Source organism: Streptomyces sp. NPDC036984 (genome assembly GCF_055607665.1).
Genome location: NZ_JBVJRL010000006.1, coordinates 259,462 through 274,839, shown reverse-complemented (window position 1 = coordinate 274,839; position 15,378 = coordinate 259,462). Strand labels below are relative to the sequence as shown.

General features: G+C 73.9%; 14 protein-coding genes. 8 read left to right on the top strand and 6 right to left on the bottom strand.

The genetic code is table 11. The features are described 5' to 3' along the window. Nucleotides 1–14 precede the first annotated feature (14 nt). On the top strand, nucleotides 15–953 hold the full coding sequence (locus ACZ7DL_RS14775; RefSeq protein ID WP_470774433.1) for a LysR family transcriptional regulator: 939 nt from the start codon (nucleotides 15–17) through the stop codon (nucleotides 951–953). A gap of 135 nt (nucleotides 954–1,088) precedes the next feature. On the opposite strand, the gene ACZ7DL_RS14770 is transcribed toward ACZ7DL_RS14775, so the two are convergent. After that, on the bottom strand, nucleotides 1,089–1,775 hold the full coding sequence (locus tag ACZ7DL_RS14770) for a gamma-glutamyl-gamma-aminobutyrate hydrolase family protein (protein ID WP_470774431.1): 687 nt from the start codon (nucleotides 1,773–1,775) through the stop codon (nucleotides 1,089–1,091). 109 nt (nucleotides 1,776–1,884) lie between these two features. Further along, on the bottom strand, nucleotides 1,885–2,622 hold the full coding sequence (locus tag ACZ7DL_RS14765; RefSeq protein WP_470774429.1) for a FadR/GntR family transcriptional regulator: 738 nt from the start codon (nucleotides 2,620–2,622) through the stop codon (nucleotides 1,885–1,887). Nucleotides 2,623–2,717: 95 nt separating this feature from the next. Between ACZ7DL_RS14765 and ACZ7DL_RS14760 the strand changes: the two genes are divergently transcribed. Genes ACZ7DL_RS14760 through ACZ7DL_RS14750 form a run of 3 tightly spaced genes read left to right on the top strand, consistent with a single transcriptional unit; the run spans nucleotide 2,718 to nucleotide 6,246 of the window. Next, nucleotides 2,718–4,082, top strand: coding sequence for a glutamine synthetase family protein (locus ACZ7DL_RS14760; protein ID WP_470774428.1), 1,365 nt, complete (start codon nucleotides 2,718–2,720; stop codon nucleotides 4,080–4,082). An 11-nt stretch (nucleotides 4,083–4,093) separates the two neighbouring features. Further along, nucleotides 4,094–5,467 carry an aldehyde dehydrogenase family protein gene (locus ACZ7DL_RS14755; protein WP_470774426.1) on the top strand — a complete coding sequence of 458 codons (1,374 nt, stop codon included), beginning with the start codon at nucleotides 4,094–4,096 and terminating at the stop codon, nucleotides 5,465–5,467. Further along, nucleotides 5,464–6,246, top strand: a complete 783-nt coding sequence (locus ACZ7DL_RS14750; RefSeq protein WP_470774424.1) for a 3-oxoacyl-ACP reductase — start codon at nucleotides 5,464–5,466, stop codon at nucleotides 6,244–6,246. Before ACZ7DL_RS14755 ends, ACZ7DL_RS14750 begins: the two co-directional genes overlap by 4 nt. Nucleotides 6,247–6,318: 72 nt before the next feature. On the opposite strand, the gene ACZ7DL_RS14745 is transcribed toward ACZ7DL_RS14750, so the two are convergent. Further along, a complete protein-coding gene (locus ACZ7DL_RS14745) occupies nucleotides 6,319–7,521 on the bottom strand; it encodes an amino acid deaminase/aldolase (RefSeq protein WP_470774422.1) in 1,203 nt (400 codons plus the stop codon). Nucleotides 7,522–8,845: 1,324 nt separating this feature from the next. On the opposite strand from ACZ7DL_RS14745, the gene ACZ7DL_RS14740 reads away from it, so the two are divergent. Together ACZ7DL_RS14740 and mycP are read left to right on the top strand one after the other, a co-directional pair. Continuing rightward, nucleotides 8,846–9,646: a hypothetical protein gene (locus ACZ7DL_RS14740; RefSeq protein WP_470774420.1), complete on the top strand. Its 801-nt coding sequence runs from the start codon at nucleotides 8,846–8,848 to the stop codon at nucleotides 9,644–9,646. Next, complete coding sequence (gene mycP / locus ACZ7DL_RS14735) at nucleotides 9,643–10,812, top strand: type VII secretion-associated serine protease mycosin (RefSeq protein WP_470774418.1); 1,170 nt, start codon at nucleotides 9,643–9,645, stop codon at nucleotides 10,810–10,812. The genes ACZ7DL_RS14740 and mycP overlap by 4 nt, the downstream gene beginning before the upstream one ends. On the opposite strand, the gene ACZ7DL_RS14730 is transcribed toward mycP, so the two are convergent. Both ACZ7DL_RS14730 and ACZ7DL_RS14725 read right to left on the bottom strand, forming a co-directional pair. Beyond that, nucleotides 10,809–11,996: an alpha/beta hydrolase family protein gene (locus ACZ7DL_RS14730; RefSeq protein WP_470774416.1), complete on the bottom strand. Its 1,188-nt coding sequence runs from the start codon at nucleotides 11,994–11,996 to the stop codon at nucleotides 10,809–10,811. The two genes, mycP and ACZ7DL_RS14730, sit on opposite strands and share 4 nt — an antisense overlap. Before the next feature lie 135 nt (nucleotides 11,997–12,131). Then, a complete protein-coding gene (locus ACZ7DL_RS14725) occupies nucleotides 12,132–13,079 on the bottom strand; it encodes a serine hydrolase (protein WP_470774413.1) in 948 nt (315 codons plus the stop codon). 148 nt (nucleotides 13,080–13,227) lie between these two features. On the opposite strand from ACZ7DL_RS14725, the gene ACZ7DL_RS14720 reads away from it, so the two are divergent. Next, nucleotides 13,228–13,959, top strand: a complete 732-nt coding sequence (locus tag ACZ7DL_RS14720; protein ID WP_470774410.1) for an SseB family protein — start codon at nucleotides 13,228–13,230, stop codon at nucleotides 13,957–13,959. 10 nt (nucleotides 13,960–13,969) lie between these two features. Here ACZ7DL_RS14720 and ACZ7DL_RS14715 read toward each other — a convergent pair whose 3' ends face one another. Beyond that, complete coding sequence (locus ACZ7DL_RS14715; RefSeq protein WP_470774409.1) at nucleotides 13,970–14,335, bottom strand: DUF1844 domain-containing protein; 366 nt, start codon at nucleotides 14,333–14,335, stop codon at nucleotides 13,970–13,972. A 342-nt stretch (nucleotides 14,336–14,677) separates the two neighbouring features. Here ACZ7DL_RS14715 and infC point away from each other — a divergent pair, with 342 nt between their 5' ends. Beyond that, a complete protein-coding gene (gene infC / locus ACZ7DL_RS14710; protein ID WP_030654735.1) occupies nucleotides 14,678–15,340 on the top strand; it encodes a translation initiation factor IF-3 in 663 nt (220 codons plus the stop codon). Nucleotides 15,341–15,378: the final 38 nt, after the last annotated feature.

The following is a 15,378-nucleotide window of genomic DNA, read 5'->3' as shown; positions in this document are numbered from 1 at the left end:
CATAAACTGTCCTTATGACTGGAGCGGGGGAACAGCGAGAGCAGACCACATCCGAGCGGACGGCGTCGCTGGCGCACCGGGTGCCGGACCTCGCCGCGCTGGAACTGCTGCTCGCGGTGGCGCGACTGGGCAGTCTCGGCGCGGCGGCACGCGAGGTGGGCATCACCCAGCCGGCCGCCAGCAGCCGGGTCCGCTCCATGGAACGGCAGCTGGGGGTGGCCCTGGTGGACCGCTCGCCGCGCGGCTCCCGGCTCACCGACGCGGGCGTCCTGGTGACGGACTGGGCCCGCCGGGTGGTGGAGGCGGCGGCGGCCTTCGACGCGGGCGCGCGGGCGCTGCGGGACCGGCGCGACTCGCGGCTCAGGGTCGCGGCGAGCATGACCATCGCCGAGTACCTGCTGCCCGGCTGGCTCCTCGCGCTGCACGCCGAGCGCCCCGACACGGCCGTCTCGCTTCTCGCGGGCAACTCGGCGAAGGTCGCGGAGCTCCTGCTGACCGGCGAGGCGGACCTGGGCTTCGTGGAGGGCCTGACCGTACCGGCCGGCCTGGACTCCACGGTCATCGCCCGCGACCGCCTGATCGTCGTCACCGCGCCCGGCCACCCGTGGGCCCGCCGCCGCCGGCCCCTGACGGCCGCGGAGCTGGCCGCGACCCCGCTCATCCTGCGCGAGCGCGGCTCCGGCACCCGCCAGGTCCTGGACGCGGCGCTCGGCGGCCTGGCCCGCCCGCTGATCGAGCTGTCCTCGACGACGGCGGTGAAGGCGTCCGCGGTCAGCGGCGCCGGCCCCTCGGTCCTCAGCGAACTGGTGGTGGGGGAGGAGCTGGCGATGCGACGGCTGGTCAGCATCCCCGTGGAGGGCGTGTCACTGCGCCGGGATCTGCGAGCGGTGTGGCCGACGGGGCACCGGCCGACAGGCCCGGCGCGGGAGTTGCTGTCGCTGACGCGAAGATGACGGGGCCTCCTTCGGCGAGCGGGCCGCTGGGGGATGACGGCCTCCTTCGGCGAGCGGGCCGCCGGGCGGACGGCGGCGGCCGTCGGTGTGTGGGCCGCCGGGGCGGACGACGGCGGCGCGGCGCACCGGGCCGGCTCAGGAGGCGGCTGTGACCAGAGCCCGCATGACCCGCAGATCCTCGCCCATCTCGGGGTGCCACTGCACCCCGAGCACCCAGCCCCGGTCCGCCGGCAGCTCGACGGCCTCCACGGTGCCGTCCGCCGCGTGGGCCGAGGGCACGAGCCCGTCGCCGAGCCGGTCCACCGCCTGGTGGTGATACGTCGGCACCGTCAGCTCCTCCGCCACGATGCCGCCGTACAGCGTCCCCGGCACCGGCTTCACCGGGTGCCCGCCGAACATCCCGACCATCTCCGCGTGCCCGTCCAGGTGCTGGACGAGCGTGCCGCCGAGGGCGACGTTCAGCAGCTGCATGCCCCGGCAGATGCCGAGCAGCGGCACGTGCGCCGCCAGCGCCGCCTCGATGAGCGCCAGCTCCCAGGCGTCCCGCTCCGGCGCGGGCGGGCCCGTGCGCGGGGAGCGCTCGGCGCCGTACCGGGCCGGGTCGACGTCCGGGCCGCCCGCGATGACCAGCCCGTCGAGCCGGGCCACCGCGGCGGCGGCCCGCTCGGGAGCGTCCGGCGGCAGCAGGAAGGCCAGCCCGCCGGCGCGCTGCACCAGCCGCGGATAGCCGGCCGGCAGCAGCACCGCCTCCAGCTCCCACACGCCCCAGCGCGCGCCGGTCTCCAGATACGTGCTCACGCCGATCAGCGGCCGTACGGTCATGCTGCCCTCCCTGGACTTCGATGGTGCTCGCTTCGAGGCGCTCGCTCCACGGCGCCGGAGTCACGACGGCCGCTTCAAAGGTGCGCAGTAAAACCTTTGCAGATCCGGCTCAGGCCAGGAAGCCCCGGAGCAGGGCCGCCGTGCCCGCGCAGTGCTCGCGCATCATCTCCCGCGCGCCGTCCGCGTCCCCGTCCAGCACCGCCTCCACCAGCGCGGTGTGCTGCCGCTGCGAGTGCTCCAGGTTGCGCACCAGCAGCGGGATGCAGTCCAGCAGGTCGTTGACCGTGGCCCTCACCGCCGCGTACTGCGCGGTGAGCGACGGCGACCCGCACAGCTCGGCCAGCGTCAGGTGCAGCAGCGTGTCCGCCCGCCGGTAGTCCGCCAGCGGGGCCTCATGGGTGCGGTCCAGCGCCTCGCGCAGACGATCCGCCTGCTCCTTCGTCAGTCCGTGCGCCGCGCACAGCCCGGCCGCGCCCACCTCCAGCACCTCGCGGAAGCGCAGCACGTCCTCGATGTCGACCTCGGCGATCCGGCGCCGCAGCTCGTCCTCGCCGCCCGCGTCCGGGCGCGGCAGCACGAACGTTCCGCCGTACCGCCCGCGCCGCGCCTCCACCAGCCCCTGGTCCTGGAGCACCTTCAGCACCTCGCGCAGCGTCACCCGGCTGATCCCGAGCCGCTCCGCCAGGTCCCGCTCGGCCGGCAGCCGCTCGCCGCCCGGCACCAGGCCCAGTCGGACGACCTGGAGGATCTGCTCCAGCGCCTCCTCGAAGCCGTTGCCCGCCCGCACCGGCCGCAGCACCGGAGTGAGCCGGTCGACCGGCCCACCCGGATCCGTCTCCCGCGACATCGGCCGCACCCCCTTCCCAAGCAATGGTTCTCCGCAATACCTTATGGCTCCCGGCCCGGCCGAAAAAGCGCGTAGGCGCCGAAGGAGGCTCTCCCGTGGCAGACCGCACACCCCCGCTGAGCGTCGAGGAACTGCACGCCCTCGTCGCGGGCGGTGAGATCGACACTGTCGTCCTGGCCTTCCCCGACATGCAAGGGCGTCTCCAGGGCAAGCGGTTCGCCGCCCGCTTCTTCCTCGACGAGGTCCTGCACCACGGCACCGAGGGGTGCAACTACCTGCTCGCCGTGGACACCGAGATGAACACGGTCGACGGCTACCAGATGTCCTCCTGGGAGCGCGGCTACGGCGACTTCGCCATGCACCCCGACCTCTCCACGCTGCGCCGCGTCCCCTGGCACCCCGGCACCGCGCTGCTCATCGCCGACCTCGCCTGGAACGACGGCTCCCCGGTCGTCGCCGCCCCGCGCCAGATCCTGCGCCGCCAGCTGGAGCGGCTCGCCGCCCTCGGCTACACCGCCCAGGTCGGCACCGAGCTGGAGTTCATCGTCTTCAAGGACAGCTACGAACAGGCCTGGAACGCGAACTACCGGGATCTGACCCCGGCCAACCAGTACAACATCGACTACTCCATCCTCGGCACCGGCCGCATCGAACCCCTGCTGCGCCGGTTGCGCAACGACATGGCCGGCGCCGGCCTCACCGTCGAGTCCGCCAAGGGCGAGTGCAACCCCGGCCAGCACGAGATCGTCTTCCGCTACGACGAGGCCCTCGTCACCTGCGACCAGCACGCCCTGTACAAGACCGGAGCCAAGGAGATCGCCGCCCAGGAGGGCGTCTCGATCACCTTCATGGCCAAGTACAACGAGCGCGAGGGAAACTCCTGCCACATCCACCTCTCGCTCACCGACGCCGACGGCACCAACGTCATGGCGGGTGACCTGGACGGGGGCATGTCCGAGGTCATGCGCCACTTCCTCGCCGGACAGCTGGCCGCCCTCCGCGACTTCTCACTCCTCTACGCCCCCAACATCAACTCCTACAAGCGGTTCCAGCCGGGCTCCTTCGCGCCGACCGCCGTCGCCTGGGGCCATGACAACCGCACCTGCGCCCTGCGGGTGGTCGGCCACGGCCGCTCCCTGCGCTTCGAGAACCGCCTCCCCGGCGGAGACGTCAACCCGCACCTCGCCGTCGCCGGCCTGATCGCGGCCGGCCTGTACGGCATCGAGCAGAAGCTCGAACTCCCCGGCCCCTGCCCCGGAAACGCCTACACCGCCGGCTTCGAGCACGTTCCGACCACCCTGCGCGAGGCCGCCGAGCTGTGGGAGAACAGCCCGATCGCCAAGGCCGCCTTCGGCGACGAGGTCGTCGCGCACTACCGCAACATGGCACGCGTCGAGCTGGAGGCCTTCGACGCCGCGGTCACCGACTGGGAGCTGCGCCGCTCCTTCGAACGCCTGTGAAAGGTCGCCCCTTGACTGACGCGCACGAACTCCGCGTACTCAACCCCGCCACGGAAGAGGTCGTCGCCACCGTCCCCGCCGCGAGCGAGGAGGACGTGGCCGCCGCCGTCGCACGGGCCGCACGGGCCGGGCGGAACTGGGCCGCCCTCGCCCCCGCCGACCGGGCCCGGCTGCTGCGCCGCTTCGCCGACGTCGTCGACGCCCACATCGAGGAACTCGCCCGGCTGGAGGTCCGGGAGGCCGGCCACACCCTTGGCAACGCCCGCTGGGAGGCCGGCAACGCACGCGATCTGCTGCTGTACGCGGCCGGCGGCGCCGAACGCCTCCTCGGCAAGCAGATCCCCGTCCCCGGCGGCTGGGACGTCACCTTCCAGGAACCCCTGGGTGTGGTCGGCGTGATCGCCCCCTGGAACTTCCCCATGCCGATCGCCGCGTGGGGTTCCTTCCCGGCGCTCGCGGCCGGGAACGCGGTCGTCCTCAAGCCCGCCGAGAGCACCCCGCTCACCGCGCTCCGCCTCGCCGAACTCGCCCTGGAGGCGGGCCTGCCCGAGCACCTCTTCCAGGTGCTGCCCGGCTACGGCGCGACCGCCGGACGCGCCCTGGTGGATCACCCGGACGTCGCCAAGATCGTGTTCACCGGCTCCACCCGCACCGGCCGCGAGGTCATGGAGCGCTGCGCCCGCCTGGTCAAGCCGGTCACCCTCGAACTCGGCGGCAAGAGCCCCAACGTCGTCTTCGCCGACGCCGACCTGAAGACCGCGCTCGACCCCTTCTCCTTCCTGGACAACTCCGGCCAGGACTGCTGCGCCCGCACCCGCATCCTCGTCCAGGAGTCCGTGTACGACGAGGCCCGCGCCTTCCTCGCCGACGCGCTCGCCACCGTCGTCGTCGGCGACCCCGCCGACGAGAAGACCCAGATGGGTCCGCTGATCTCCCGTCAGCAGGTGGAGCGCGTACGGTCGTACGTCCCCGAGGACGCCCCCGCCCTGCGCGGCAGCGCACCCGACGGCCCCGGTTTCTGGTTCGCGCCGACCGTCCTCACCGGCGAACGCCACGACAGCCGGGCGGCCCGCGAGGAGATCTTCGGCCCCGTCGCCGTCCTGCTGCCCTTCACCGACGATGAGGACGCCGTCCGCCTCGCCAACGACACCCCCTACGGCCTCTCCGGCTCCGTCTGGACCCGGGACCTCGGGCGCGCCCTGCGCGTGTCCCAGGCCGTCCGCGCGGGCAACCTGTCCGTCAACTCCCACTCCAGCGTCCGCTACTGGACCCCGTTCGGCGGCCTCAAGCAGTCCGGCCTCGGCCGTGAACTCGGCCCCGACGCCCTGACCGCCTTCACCGAGACCAAGAACGTCTTCATCAGCACGGAGGGCCCCGCACAGTGACCGACAACTTTGTTTGCCGCCGCCTGGTCGGCCGTACCGCCGTCGTGACCGGAGCCGGCAGCGGCATCGGACTCGCCACCGCCCGCCGGCTCGCCTCCGAGGGCGCGCACCTGGTCTGCGCGGACGTGGACGAGGTCCGCGGCAAGGCCGTCGCCGACGAGGTCGGCGGGCTCTTCGTGAAGGTCGACGTCACCGACCCCGAGCAGGTAGAGGCGCTGTTCAAGACCGCGTACGACACCTACGGCAGCGTCGACATCGCCTTCAACAACGCCGGCATCTCCCCGCCCGACGACGACTCCATCCTGGAGACCGGCCTGGAGGCGTGGAAGCGCGTCCAGGAGGTCAACCTCACCTCCGTCTACCTGTGCTGCAAGGCCGCCATCCCGTACATGCGCCGCCAGGGCAAGGGCTCCATCATCAACACGGCGTCCTTCGTGGCCCGTATGGGCGCGGCCACGTCCCAGATCTCGTACACGGCCTCCAAGGGCGGTGTCCTCGCCATGTCCCGTGAACTGGGCGTGCAGTTCGCCCGTGAGGGCATCCGGGTGAACGCCCTCTGCCCGGGCCCGGTGAACACGCCTCTGCTCCAGGAACTGTTCGCCAAGGACCCCGAGCGGGCCGCCCGCCGCCTGGTGCACATCCCGCTCGGCCGGTTCGCCGAGGCCGAGGAGATCGCCGCCGCCGTCGCCTTCCTGGCCAGCGACGACTCCTCCTTCGTCAACGCCACCGACTTCCTGGTGGACGGCGGAATCGCCGGCGCGTACGTCACGCCCCTGTAGCCGCAGAACCCGTGGGCCCCGCCCGGCGGCACCCGGCGCCACGAGGAGCGCTCAGCCGCCGGCGCGACCCGCTCACAGGAACGTCTGCCCCTCACCCCGATAGGTCGGCACGGTCGCCGTCACCGTGTCCCCCTCGACCAGGTGCAGCGCGTCGAACCGCTCGCACAGCTCGCCCGCCTTCGCGTGCCGGAACCACACCTTGTCGCCGATGAGCAGGTCGTCGGCGGGCGAACCGAGCAGCGGGGTCTGTACCTCGCCGGGACCCTCCTGCGGGTCGTACGCCAGCCCCTCCGGCAGGTACGGCACCGGCAGCCGGTCGGGACCGGCGGCGCCGGAGGCCGGATAGCCGCCGCCGAGCACGGTGACGACACCCACGCCGGGCCGCCGGACGACCGGCTGGGCGAAGAGGGCGGCCGGGCGGCCGGTGAACGAGGTGTAGTTGTCGAACAGACGCGGCACGTACAGCCCGGAACCGGCCGCGATCTCGGTCACCGCGTCCTCGGCGGCGGTGTGCTGCACGCTGCCGGTGCCACCGCCGTTGACGAACTCCAGCTCGGGGACGACCGCGCGCACCGCCCGTACCACGGCGGCCCGGCGCTCGGCCAGCTCCCGCCGGGCGGCGGACTGCATGAGCCGGATCGCCCGCGACCGCAGGGGCCGCCCGGCGACCGCGTCCCCGACCCCGGCGATGTGCCCCTCGTACGCCATGATCCCCACCAGCCGGAAACCCGGCCGCCGGGCCACCGACCGGGCCAGATCGGCGAGTTGGGCGGGGGAGCGCAGCGGAGACCGCCGGGCGCCGACCCGGACCCGGCCGCCGAGCAGTTTCAGCGAGGTGTCCAACTCCAGGCAGACACGGACGGGTTCGCGCCCGCCGTCGCGGGCGGCGTCGATCAGCTCCAGCTGCGCCGGATCGTCGACCATCACGGTGACGGCACCGGCGAGCTTGGGATCGGCGGCCAGCTCCGCGAACCCGGCCCGGTCGGCGGACGGATAGGCCAGCAGGATGTCCTCGAACCCCGAACGCGCGAGCCACAGCGATTCGGCCAGGGTGAACGACATGATGCCCTGGAAGCCGTCCCGGGCCAGGACCCGCTCCAGCAGCGCACGGCAGCGCACCGACTTGCTGGCGACCCGCACCGGCTTGCCGGCGGCACGGCGCACCAGGTCGGCCGCGTTGGCGTCGAACGCGGCCAGGTCCACGATCGCGAGAGGGGCGTCGAGATGGGCGGTGGCCCGGTCGTAACGGGCCCGGTCGGCGGCACGCGCAGTCATGGCGGAAGCCTGCCAGAGACGATTACCGCAGGGTAGGGGGACGTTCCGGGCAGATGCCCCGGGCCCGCGGTCCGGTTCCGTGCCGACCCCCGACAACCCGTAGAGTGACGCGCACGTACGGCGTAGCCACCCGGCCCACCACGTGAACCGGGATGCCGCTCCGGCCGTACGGGTATGCGTGCCCGGAGGAGCGTGAGCACCGGGCGCGGCCGATCGGCAGGACGGCCCGCGTACGGAAGCGGCCCGGGCACGAGGAAACGGGGGGTGCATGAGCACGGAAGCACGTCACGCCCCGATCCCGCCCCGCCCCACCGCCCCTCCCGGCGCGAGCCCGAGCGACACCGCCAGGGCCGGCACCCCGGCCCAGCCGGCACCGCCGGGCATGACTCCCGGCCCTCCGGCCCAGCCGGCACCGCCGGGCATGATCCCCCGCCCCCCGGCCCAGCCGCCCATGCCCTCTGCGGCCCCGCGCCCGGCCGACGACCCCGACGACGAGCCGTCGGTCTTCACTCCGCGCGCCGCGATCGCGCGGGGGGACAGCGCCGGGGCCGGTGCGGCCGGTGAAGACGCGCGAGCCGACCGGTCCGGGACGGCGAACGGCGCCGGCCGGGAGCGGCGCACTCCCGGGTTCCGGCACCCGGCCGTGCCGGGGGTCGGCGACCCCGTGACCCCGCCCCCACCCCCCGCCTCGGCCCGTTTCCCCGACACGCCCCCGAACCCCGGCCGCCCGGCACATCACGGCGCCGCCGCCCCCACGCGACCCGCCGGGCAGCCCGGCGGACCGACGGGCCCGTCGGTCCCGGCAGGGCGCACAGGTCCCGGAACTCGGGCCTCCGCAGTGCCCGGCGGCGCAACCGCGCATGCCCCGGCGAGCGCGGAAGTGTCGGCAGCCGCAGCCGCAGCCGCAGCCGCAGCCGCAGCCGAGGTGGAGGGCGAGACGACGGCCCGGCTCCGCCCCGGCAGGGCGCCCCGGCGGCCGGGTGTACCGGTGGAAACCCCCTCGGAGACGACGGCGCGGCTCCGCCCGATTCGCTCGGCTTCCTCGCCGGCCTCGCCTTCGCCGGCGCACCCGCGTGCCTCGGCGCCGATGCCCCGGCAGCCCGCCTCCGTACACCCCGCACCCTCCGCACCCGGTCGCTCCGGTGCCGCGGCGGGCCCCCGTACCGGTGCCGTACCCGCGCCCGGGCCGGGGGAGACCCCGCACGCCGCGGAGCCCAGGCTTGGCGACGCGGAGGGCGGTGCCGGGGCCTGGAGTCCCCTGGCGGGTGGGTATCCCGCGCCCGACCCGGCGCACTCGTGGGGCGCCGCGCGGGAAGGGCGGCCCGTGGTGTCGTTCGCGGAGCCCGACGTGTTCGGTGGGCGCCCGCGTCTTGGGGTGGGCTCGCGGACCGCCGCTGCCGCCGCCTGTCTCGTACTCGGGCTCGGCCTCATCGGCGGGGCGGCGACGGGGAGTTGGCTCACCGGGGGCGGCGGGGAGGCCGCCGCCGCAACCGCGTTCAGCACCGCCGGGACGCTCTGGCACAGTGTGCCCGTGGACGAGCTGTTCCCGCGCACCGTGCAGGGCACCGGCGCCGGCCCCGGCGGCGCCGACCGCACCTGGACCCGGATCGCCGTCGCCCCGGACAGCGGTTGCGCCCACGCCTTCGACCCGCTGCTGAGCAAGGCCCTCGCCCCGGTCGGCTGCCGGCGGTTGCTGCGCGCCACCTACACCGACGCCACCCAGAGCCACGTCACCACCGTCGGCCTGCTCTTCACCAAGGCCGACCCGGCCGGCATGTCCGCGCTCGCCGCCCGCTTCCGCGACGAACACCTGGACCGGCGCGCCGACCTGATGCCCCGCCCCTACGCCGCCGCCGGCACGGCCGCCGCCGGGTTCGGCGACCGGCAGCGCGCCGCCTGGACCATCTCCGTCCTCACCGACGCCCCCGTCGTCGCCTACGCCGTCTCCGGCTGGGCCGACGGCCGTACCGTCGACGCGCCCCAGCCCACCGCGGACGCCGTCCGCTCCGGCGCCACCACGGCACCGGCCCAGGCCGGCCTCGGCAACGAGGCCCAGGGCCTGGCCGACCGCATCGAACGGCGCCTGCGCCAGACCGTCGGCACGGCCACGGAGAACCCTTCATGAAGCGTGTGTCCAAAGCGGTGGTGAGCCTGCTGCTCGCCGGCTCCCTCGCCCTGCTGCCGTCCGCCCCCGCCCAGGCCGACGGCCTCCGCGGCCGGCAGTGGGCCCTTTCCGCCCTCCACCTGGACGAAGCCTGGCAGACCACCGAGGGCCGGGGCGTCACCGTCGCCGTCCTGGACACCGGCGTGGACGCCGGTCACCCCGACCTGGCCGGCAACGTCCTGACCGCCAAGGACATGATCGGCTTCGGCGCCGGTCCCGGTGACCGCACCTGGGCCCGGCACGGCACCGCCATGGCCGGCATCATCGCCGGACACGGCCACGGTCCCGGCAACTCCGACGGCGTGCTGGGCGTGGCCCCCGAGGCGAAAATCCTGCCCGTGCGGGTGATCCTGGAGGACGGCGACCCGGCCCGTTCCAAGGCCCGTACCACTCGCGGCAGCGCCCTCGCCGACGGCATCCGCTGGGCCGCCGACCACGGCGCCGACGTCATCAACCTCTCCCTCGGCGACGACTCCGACTCCGCGCACCCGGAGCCCAGCGAGGACGAGGCCGTGCAGTACGCCCTGAAGAAGGGCGTGGTCGTCGTCGCCTCCGCGGGCAACGGCGGCGACAAGGGCGACCACGTCTCCTACCCGGCCGCCTACCCGGGCGTCATCGCCGCCGCCGCCGTGGACAAGTACGGCACCCGCGCCGCCTTCTCCACCCGCCGCTGGTACGCGGCCGTCAGCGCGCCCGGCGTCGACGTCGTCATCGCCGACCCCGACCGCAAGTACTACGAGGGCTGGGGCACGAGCGCCGCCTCCGCCTTCGTCTCCGGTGCGGCGGCCCTGATCAAGGCGGCCCACCCGGGCCTCGGCCCGGCCCAGGTCAAGAAGCTCCTGGAGGACACCGCGCGGGACGCCCCGGCAGGCGGCCGCGACGACTCCCGGGGCTTCGGCATGATCGACCCGGCGGCGGCCCTGAAGTCGGCCGCCCGGCTCAAGCCCCGGGGCCTGCGCGCCGCGGCGTACGGCGAGAAGTACTTCGGCCCCGGCCCGGACACCCCCGAGGCCACCAGCGGCGCCTCCGGCTGGGCGGCCCCGCTCGCCGGCGGTGCGGGCGTGGTCCTCCTGGTGGCCGGAGTGGTCCTCTGGCGGGGCCGCAGACGGCCGGACCGAGTCCGCTAACCGGCGATGTACTCGATCTCGGGGTAGCGCGGCGAAGCCCCCCACAGCAGCTGCCCGGTGTCGGGGCGGCCGCGCAGCTGGAGATCGAAGAAGGCCCGCACGGTGGCCCGTACGGCCGCCACCGCCCGATGGGCGGGGATCGTGCCCGCCTGGAGTTGCCGGCGCACCGGCTCGGGCACCTGCGGCGCGAGGACCACGATGTCGGTGAAGGAGTTGTGGTCGGCGTCCGCGAGCCGCAGATTGCGGTGCCAGCCGCTCAGGTGGCGCCAGAACGGGGGCCAGGTCGTGTCCTGGTTCAGTCCGTCGTGGAGCGCCGTGTCCATCAGCAGGAACGGCCGGTCGAGGCCGCGCTCGACCACCGGCCCGTACAGGGCGCCGTCCAGGTCGATGCCGGCCCGCACCCGGTCGTCCAGGTCCATCACGGCCGCCGACGCGGCGCCGCCCCGGGAGTGCCCGAAGGAGCCGACCCGCATGAGGTCCAGCGTCCCGCGCAGCCCGCGCGGGAGCGGGCGCCGCTCGGCGTCGGGGTTGCCGCCCCGGTTCAGCACGGTCAGCGCGTCCAGGACGAACCGCAGGTCGGCCGCGCGCACCGCGACCGCGGCGGTGCGGGCTTCGTGGCTCCCGTCGTCGGGGTGGGTGAGCACCACGCGGCCGTCCGGGAACTCCACCTCGCCCGAGTCGTAGGGATGGTCGACCGCGACCACGACATGGCCCCAGGACGCCAGTTCCTCGATGACCAGCGTGTTGAAGGTGCGGTCCGACTGGTAGCCCGGCGAGTGGAGCAGCACCGGACGGCGGCCCGGCCGGACCGGCGCACGGTCCGCACTGTGCGTCTGCGGGAGCGCGTAGGCGTCCACAGCGCCCCCGAAACGGGCCTTCAGCGCCTGCTCGGCACGCGACGGCAGCCACGGCCGCATCGCGTGGCCGCGCACGTCGGCGGCCGGATAGGTCACGGTCACCATCACCTCACGCGGCGCGCCCGACCAGGGGTCGGTCCGCGACGGGTCGACCAGGTGCAGGTCCACCGCGCCAACCGGCGCCGGCCCGGTCGGCCCGGGCAGCCGGAGGGGGACGAGGTCGGCCGCCGCCGCTCGCGTGGGCAGCGACAGGGGAACAGCGGCCGCGGCGACGGCTCCGAGGCCGCCGGCTATGAGGACACGGCGAGTGGGGCGTACGGGAGGCACTGCGCTCCTTCCGCGGCCGGACGCGCGGCTAGGTAAAGAAAGCGCCACGCTCTGGCCTGCTCATCGTCAAGTCCCTTGCACCCTAGATGATTTGGTGTCCGGGGTGCTGGATCATTTATGGCCGGAGGCGAGGGATCATTTGTCGCCAAAGGCCGATACCGCCGCCCGCGCCGCCGCCTCCACCAGAGAGATGCCCCTCGCCTGGGTCGCCGTGCCGTTCGAGAGCACCGCCACCAGACAGCCGGTCCCGTCCACCGTCACCCGCCCGATGCTGTTGACGTCCCACAGCCCGGTCGTACTCCGTGCCAGCCAGCCGTTCTTCAGTGCCCAGGAGTTGCCCTCGGCGGCGGCCGACACCCCCCACTGCTGGTCCGCCTCCACGGATTTCATCAGCGCCCACACGTACGTCCGCGAGGCCGCGCTCAGCTCCGAGTCCTCCCCGAACACCTGCTGGAGCAGGACCAGTTGGTCCGCCGCCGTGGTCTGCGTCAGCCCCCACAGGCCACCCTCCCCGCCGGAGGTCTCCGTCAGCCCGAAGCGCCGGTTCGCCGCGTCCAGCCCGGCCGCCCGCCCGATCGTGTGCCACAGCGCCGTCGCGGAGGCGTTGTCGCTGTTCTCGATCATCTTCGTGGCGTACGTCTTCTCGGCCGCCGTCAGCCGCCTTCCCGCGTCCTGCGCCTGGAGCAGCAGCGCGGCCAGGATGTCGACCTTGACGATGCTCGCCGTGTCGAAGGCCGCCTCGCCGTACACGGCGTTCTCACCGGAGTCCACCGCCAGCACCGCCGCCGACACCTTCGCGCCCGAGGGCACCTCGACCGTCGCCATCGCCGCGGCGAGCAGCGCGTCCCGGTCCACCACCGGCTCGGTCACCGATCCCTCCTCCTCCGCCCCGGCCGAGGCGGCGGCCGCCGGCGACGACGCCGACGGCACGGCCGCCGCCCCCGCGTGTGCCCGCGCCCTCACATAGGCCGTACCCCCGGCCGTGACCCCGCCCACGGCGACCACGGCGAGGGCGGCGGACAGCAGCGGACGGCGCCGGGACGGGCGCGCGCGACGGCCACGGCGGGCTCTCGGGGACTCCATGCCCGCGATGCTCGGGGCGCGTCCTGTGTGCTCCGTGGGACGCACCTGAGATCCACATCAGGGAACGCTGGGATTCCTGTGAAGGCGGGCCGCCGGCCGTCCCGGCCCCGTACGAGCCCGGCGGCCTCCCCCTATAGGGTCGGTGACCGTGGCGAACAAGAACATTCCCGACCCCGGCTTCTCCGACGACGACGGCTCCGCCGACCCCCGGCTGAGCGCCGCGCTCGCCGCCTGGGCCGAGGACCGCAGCGCCCTGGGGCCCGTGCTGGAGGCCCTCAGGGGCGCCCGTCTGCTGGTCCCCGTCGTCGCCGTGCTCGGCGAGGTGGAGGAGGACGAGAACGGGCTGCGCCGCGAGAAGACCAGCGACATGGCCGTACCCACCCTCAAGGCCGGCCACCGCACCGCGCTGCCCGCCTTCACCTCGACCGACTCCCTGGCCCGCTGGGACCCCGAGGCACGCCCGGTCGCCGTACCCCTGCACCAGGCGCTCCAGGCCGCCGCGCACGAGAAGGCCGACACGGTCGTGCTCGACCTCGCCGGACCGGTGCCGTTCGAGCTGACCGGCCCGGCGCTGCTCGCCCTCGCCGAGGGCCGCACCAGCACCGACCCGCTCACCGACCCGGCCGTGGTGGAGGCCGTCCGTACGGTCGTGGCGGCGGAGCCCGCCGTGCTGCGCGCCCACCTCGGGCCCGGCCGGGCCGACGGCACCCTCGCCCTGGTCCTCGACCCGGCCGCGCCGCCCGCCGAGGCCGCCCGGGCGGTCGCCGAGCGGCTGGCTGCCGACGAAACGCTGCGGGCCCGCCTGGTGCGCGGCCTCGACCTGGCAGTGCTGCCGGCCGGGACCACGCCTCCGGGCGAGCCCTTGTACGTACGCGGATGAGCGGGACCAACTAGCCGTAGACGGGCCCGGTGTACTTCTCGCCCGGGCCCTGGCCCGGGTCGTCCGGGACGATCGACGCCTCGCGGAAGGCCAGCTGGAGCGACTTCAGGCCGTCGCGCAGCGGCGCCGCGTGGAAGGAGCTGATCTCGGTCGCGCTCGCGTCCAGCAGGCCGGCGAGCGCGGTGATCAGCTTGCGGGCCTCGTCCAGGTCCTTGTACTTCTCGCCCTCCTCGCTCAGCCCGAGCTTCACGGCGGCGGCGCTCATCAGGTTGACGGCGACCGTCACGATCACCTCGACGGCGGGGACCTCGGCGATGTCCCGGGCCATCGCGTCGAAGTCGGGAGCCTCGGAAGACTCGGCAGGGGTGTCACTCATGCCCCACACGATAGGTGGTCGCGCCCGCCGCCCCTCAATTAGCCCTTGTCAAGCGATCCTGCTAACCTGAAGGACGACCGGCTGGACATGAATGTGTCCGGCCCACAAGTGGAGGCTCCGATCTCCCACCTGACCGTCCCCCGGGACGGCGGGTCACCCGGTCAGGCGGCCACCATCGTTCCGTACGGACGATGGAGTCGCCCGAAAGCGCGCCCCGCGACATCGCGGCGGTGCTCCGGTAGTGCTTGGAGCCCCGCCTGTGATCGTCCGGGGCATTTTTTGTGCTTCGGCGCGGTTAGGTCTAACGAAAAGAGACGTTACGCGGCTGTCCGCCAGACCGCCGTGTGGTGCTACCGAGGAGGATCCATCAGCGCCGAGCCCCGCATCAACGACCGGATTCGCGTTCCCGAGGTGCGACTTGTCGGTCCCAGTGGCGAGCAGGTGGGCATTGTCCCGCTCGCGAAGGCACTGGAGCTTGCGCAGGAGTACGACCTGGACCTGGTCGAGGTCGCGGCGAACGCCCGTCCGCCCGTGTGCAAGCTCATGGACTACGGGAAGTTCAAGTACGAGTCGGCCATGAAGGCCCGTGAGGCGCGCAAGAACCAGGCGCACACGGTCATCAAGGAGATGAAGCTCCGGCCGAAGATCGACCCGCACGACTATGACACCAAGAAGGGTCACGTCGTCCGGTTCCTCAAGCAGGGCGACAAGGTCAAGATCACGATCATGTTCCGTGGTCGCGAGCAGTCCCGCCCCGAGCTGGGCTACCGACTGCTGCAGCGTCTCGCGGAGGACGTCCAGGACCTCGGTTTCGTGGAGTCGAACCCGAAGCAGGACGGCCGAAACATGATCATGGTCCTCGGTCCGCACAAGAAGAAGACCGAGGCGATGGCCGAGGCCCGTCAGGCGCAGGAGGCCCGCAAGGCCGAAGCGAAGGCGAACCCTGGTAAGTCGCAGAACCCTGCCGAGGCTGAGGCGCCGTCCGAGGAGCCTGCCGAGGCGTGATCCCGGGGGGCGTACGCCCCCGAGGATGTAACCGAAAG

Coding starts and splice junctions, on each gene's coding strand:
- ACZ7DL_RS14775 (WP_470774433.1), top strand. CDS start 15: ATGACTGGAGCGGGGGAACAGCGAGAGCAGACCACATCCGAGCGGACG.
- ACZ7DL_RS14745 (WP_470774422.1), bottom strand. CDS start 7,521: ATGACTGCGCGTGCCGCCGACCGGGCCCGTTACGACCGGGCCACCGCC.
- ACZ7DL_RS14715 (WP_470774409.1), bottom strand. CDS start 14,335: ATGAGTGACACCCCTGCCGAGTCTTCCGAGGCTCCCGACTTCGACGCG.
- ACZ7DL_RS14770 (WP_470774431.1), bottom strand. CDS start 1,775: ATGACCGTACGGCCGCTGATCGGCGTGAGCACGTATCTGGAGACCGGC.
- ACZ7DL_RS14725 (WP_470774413.1), bottom strand. CDS start 13,079: ATGGAGTCCCCGAGAGCCCGCCGTGGCCGTCGCGCGCGCCCGTCCCGG.
- mycP (WP_470774418.1), top strand. CDS start 9,643: ATGAAGCGTGTGTCCAAAGCGGTGGTGAGCCTGCTGCTCGCCGGCTCC.
- ACZ7DL_RS14765 (WP_470774429.1), bottom strand. CDS start 2,622: ATGTCGCGGGAGACGGATCCGGGTGGGCCGGTCGACCGGCTCACTCCG.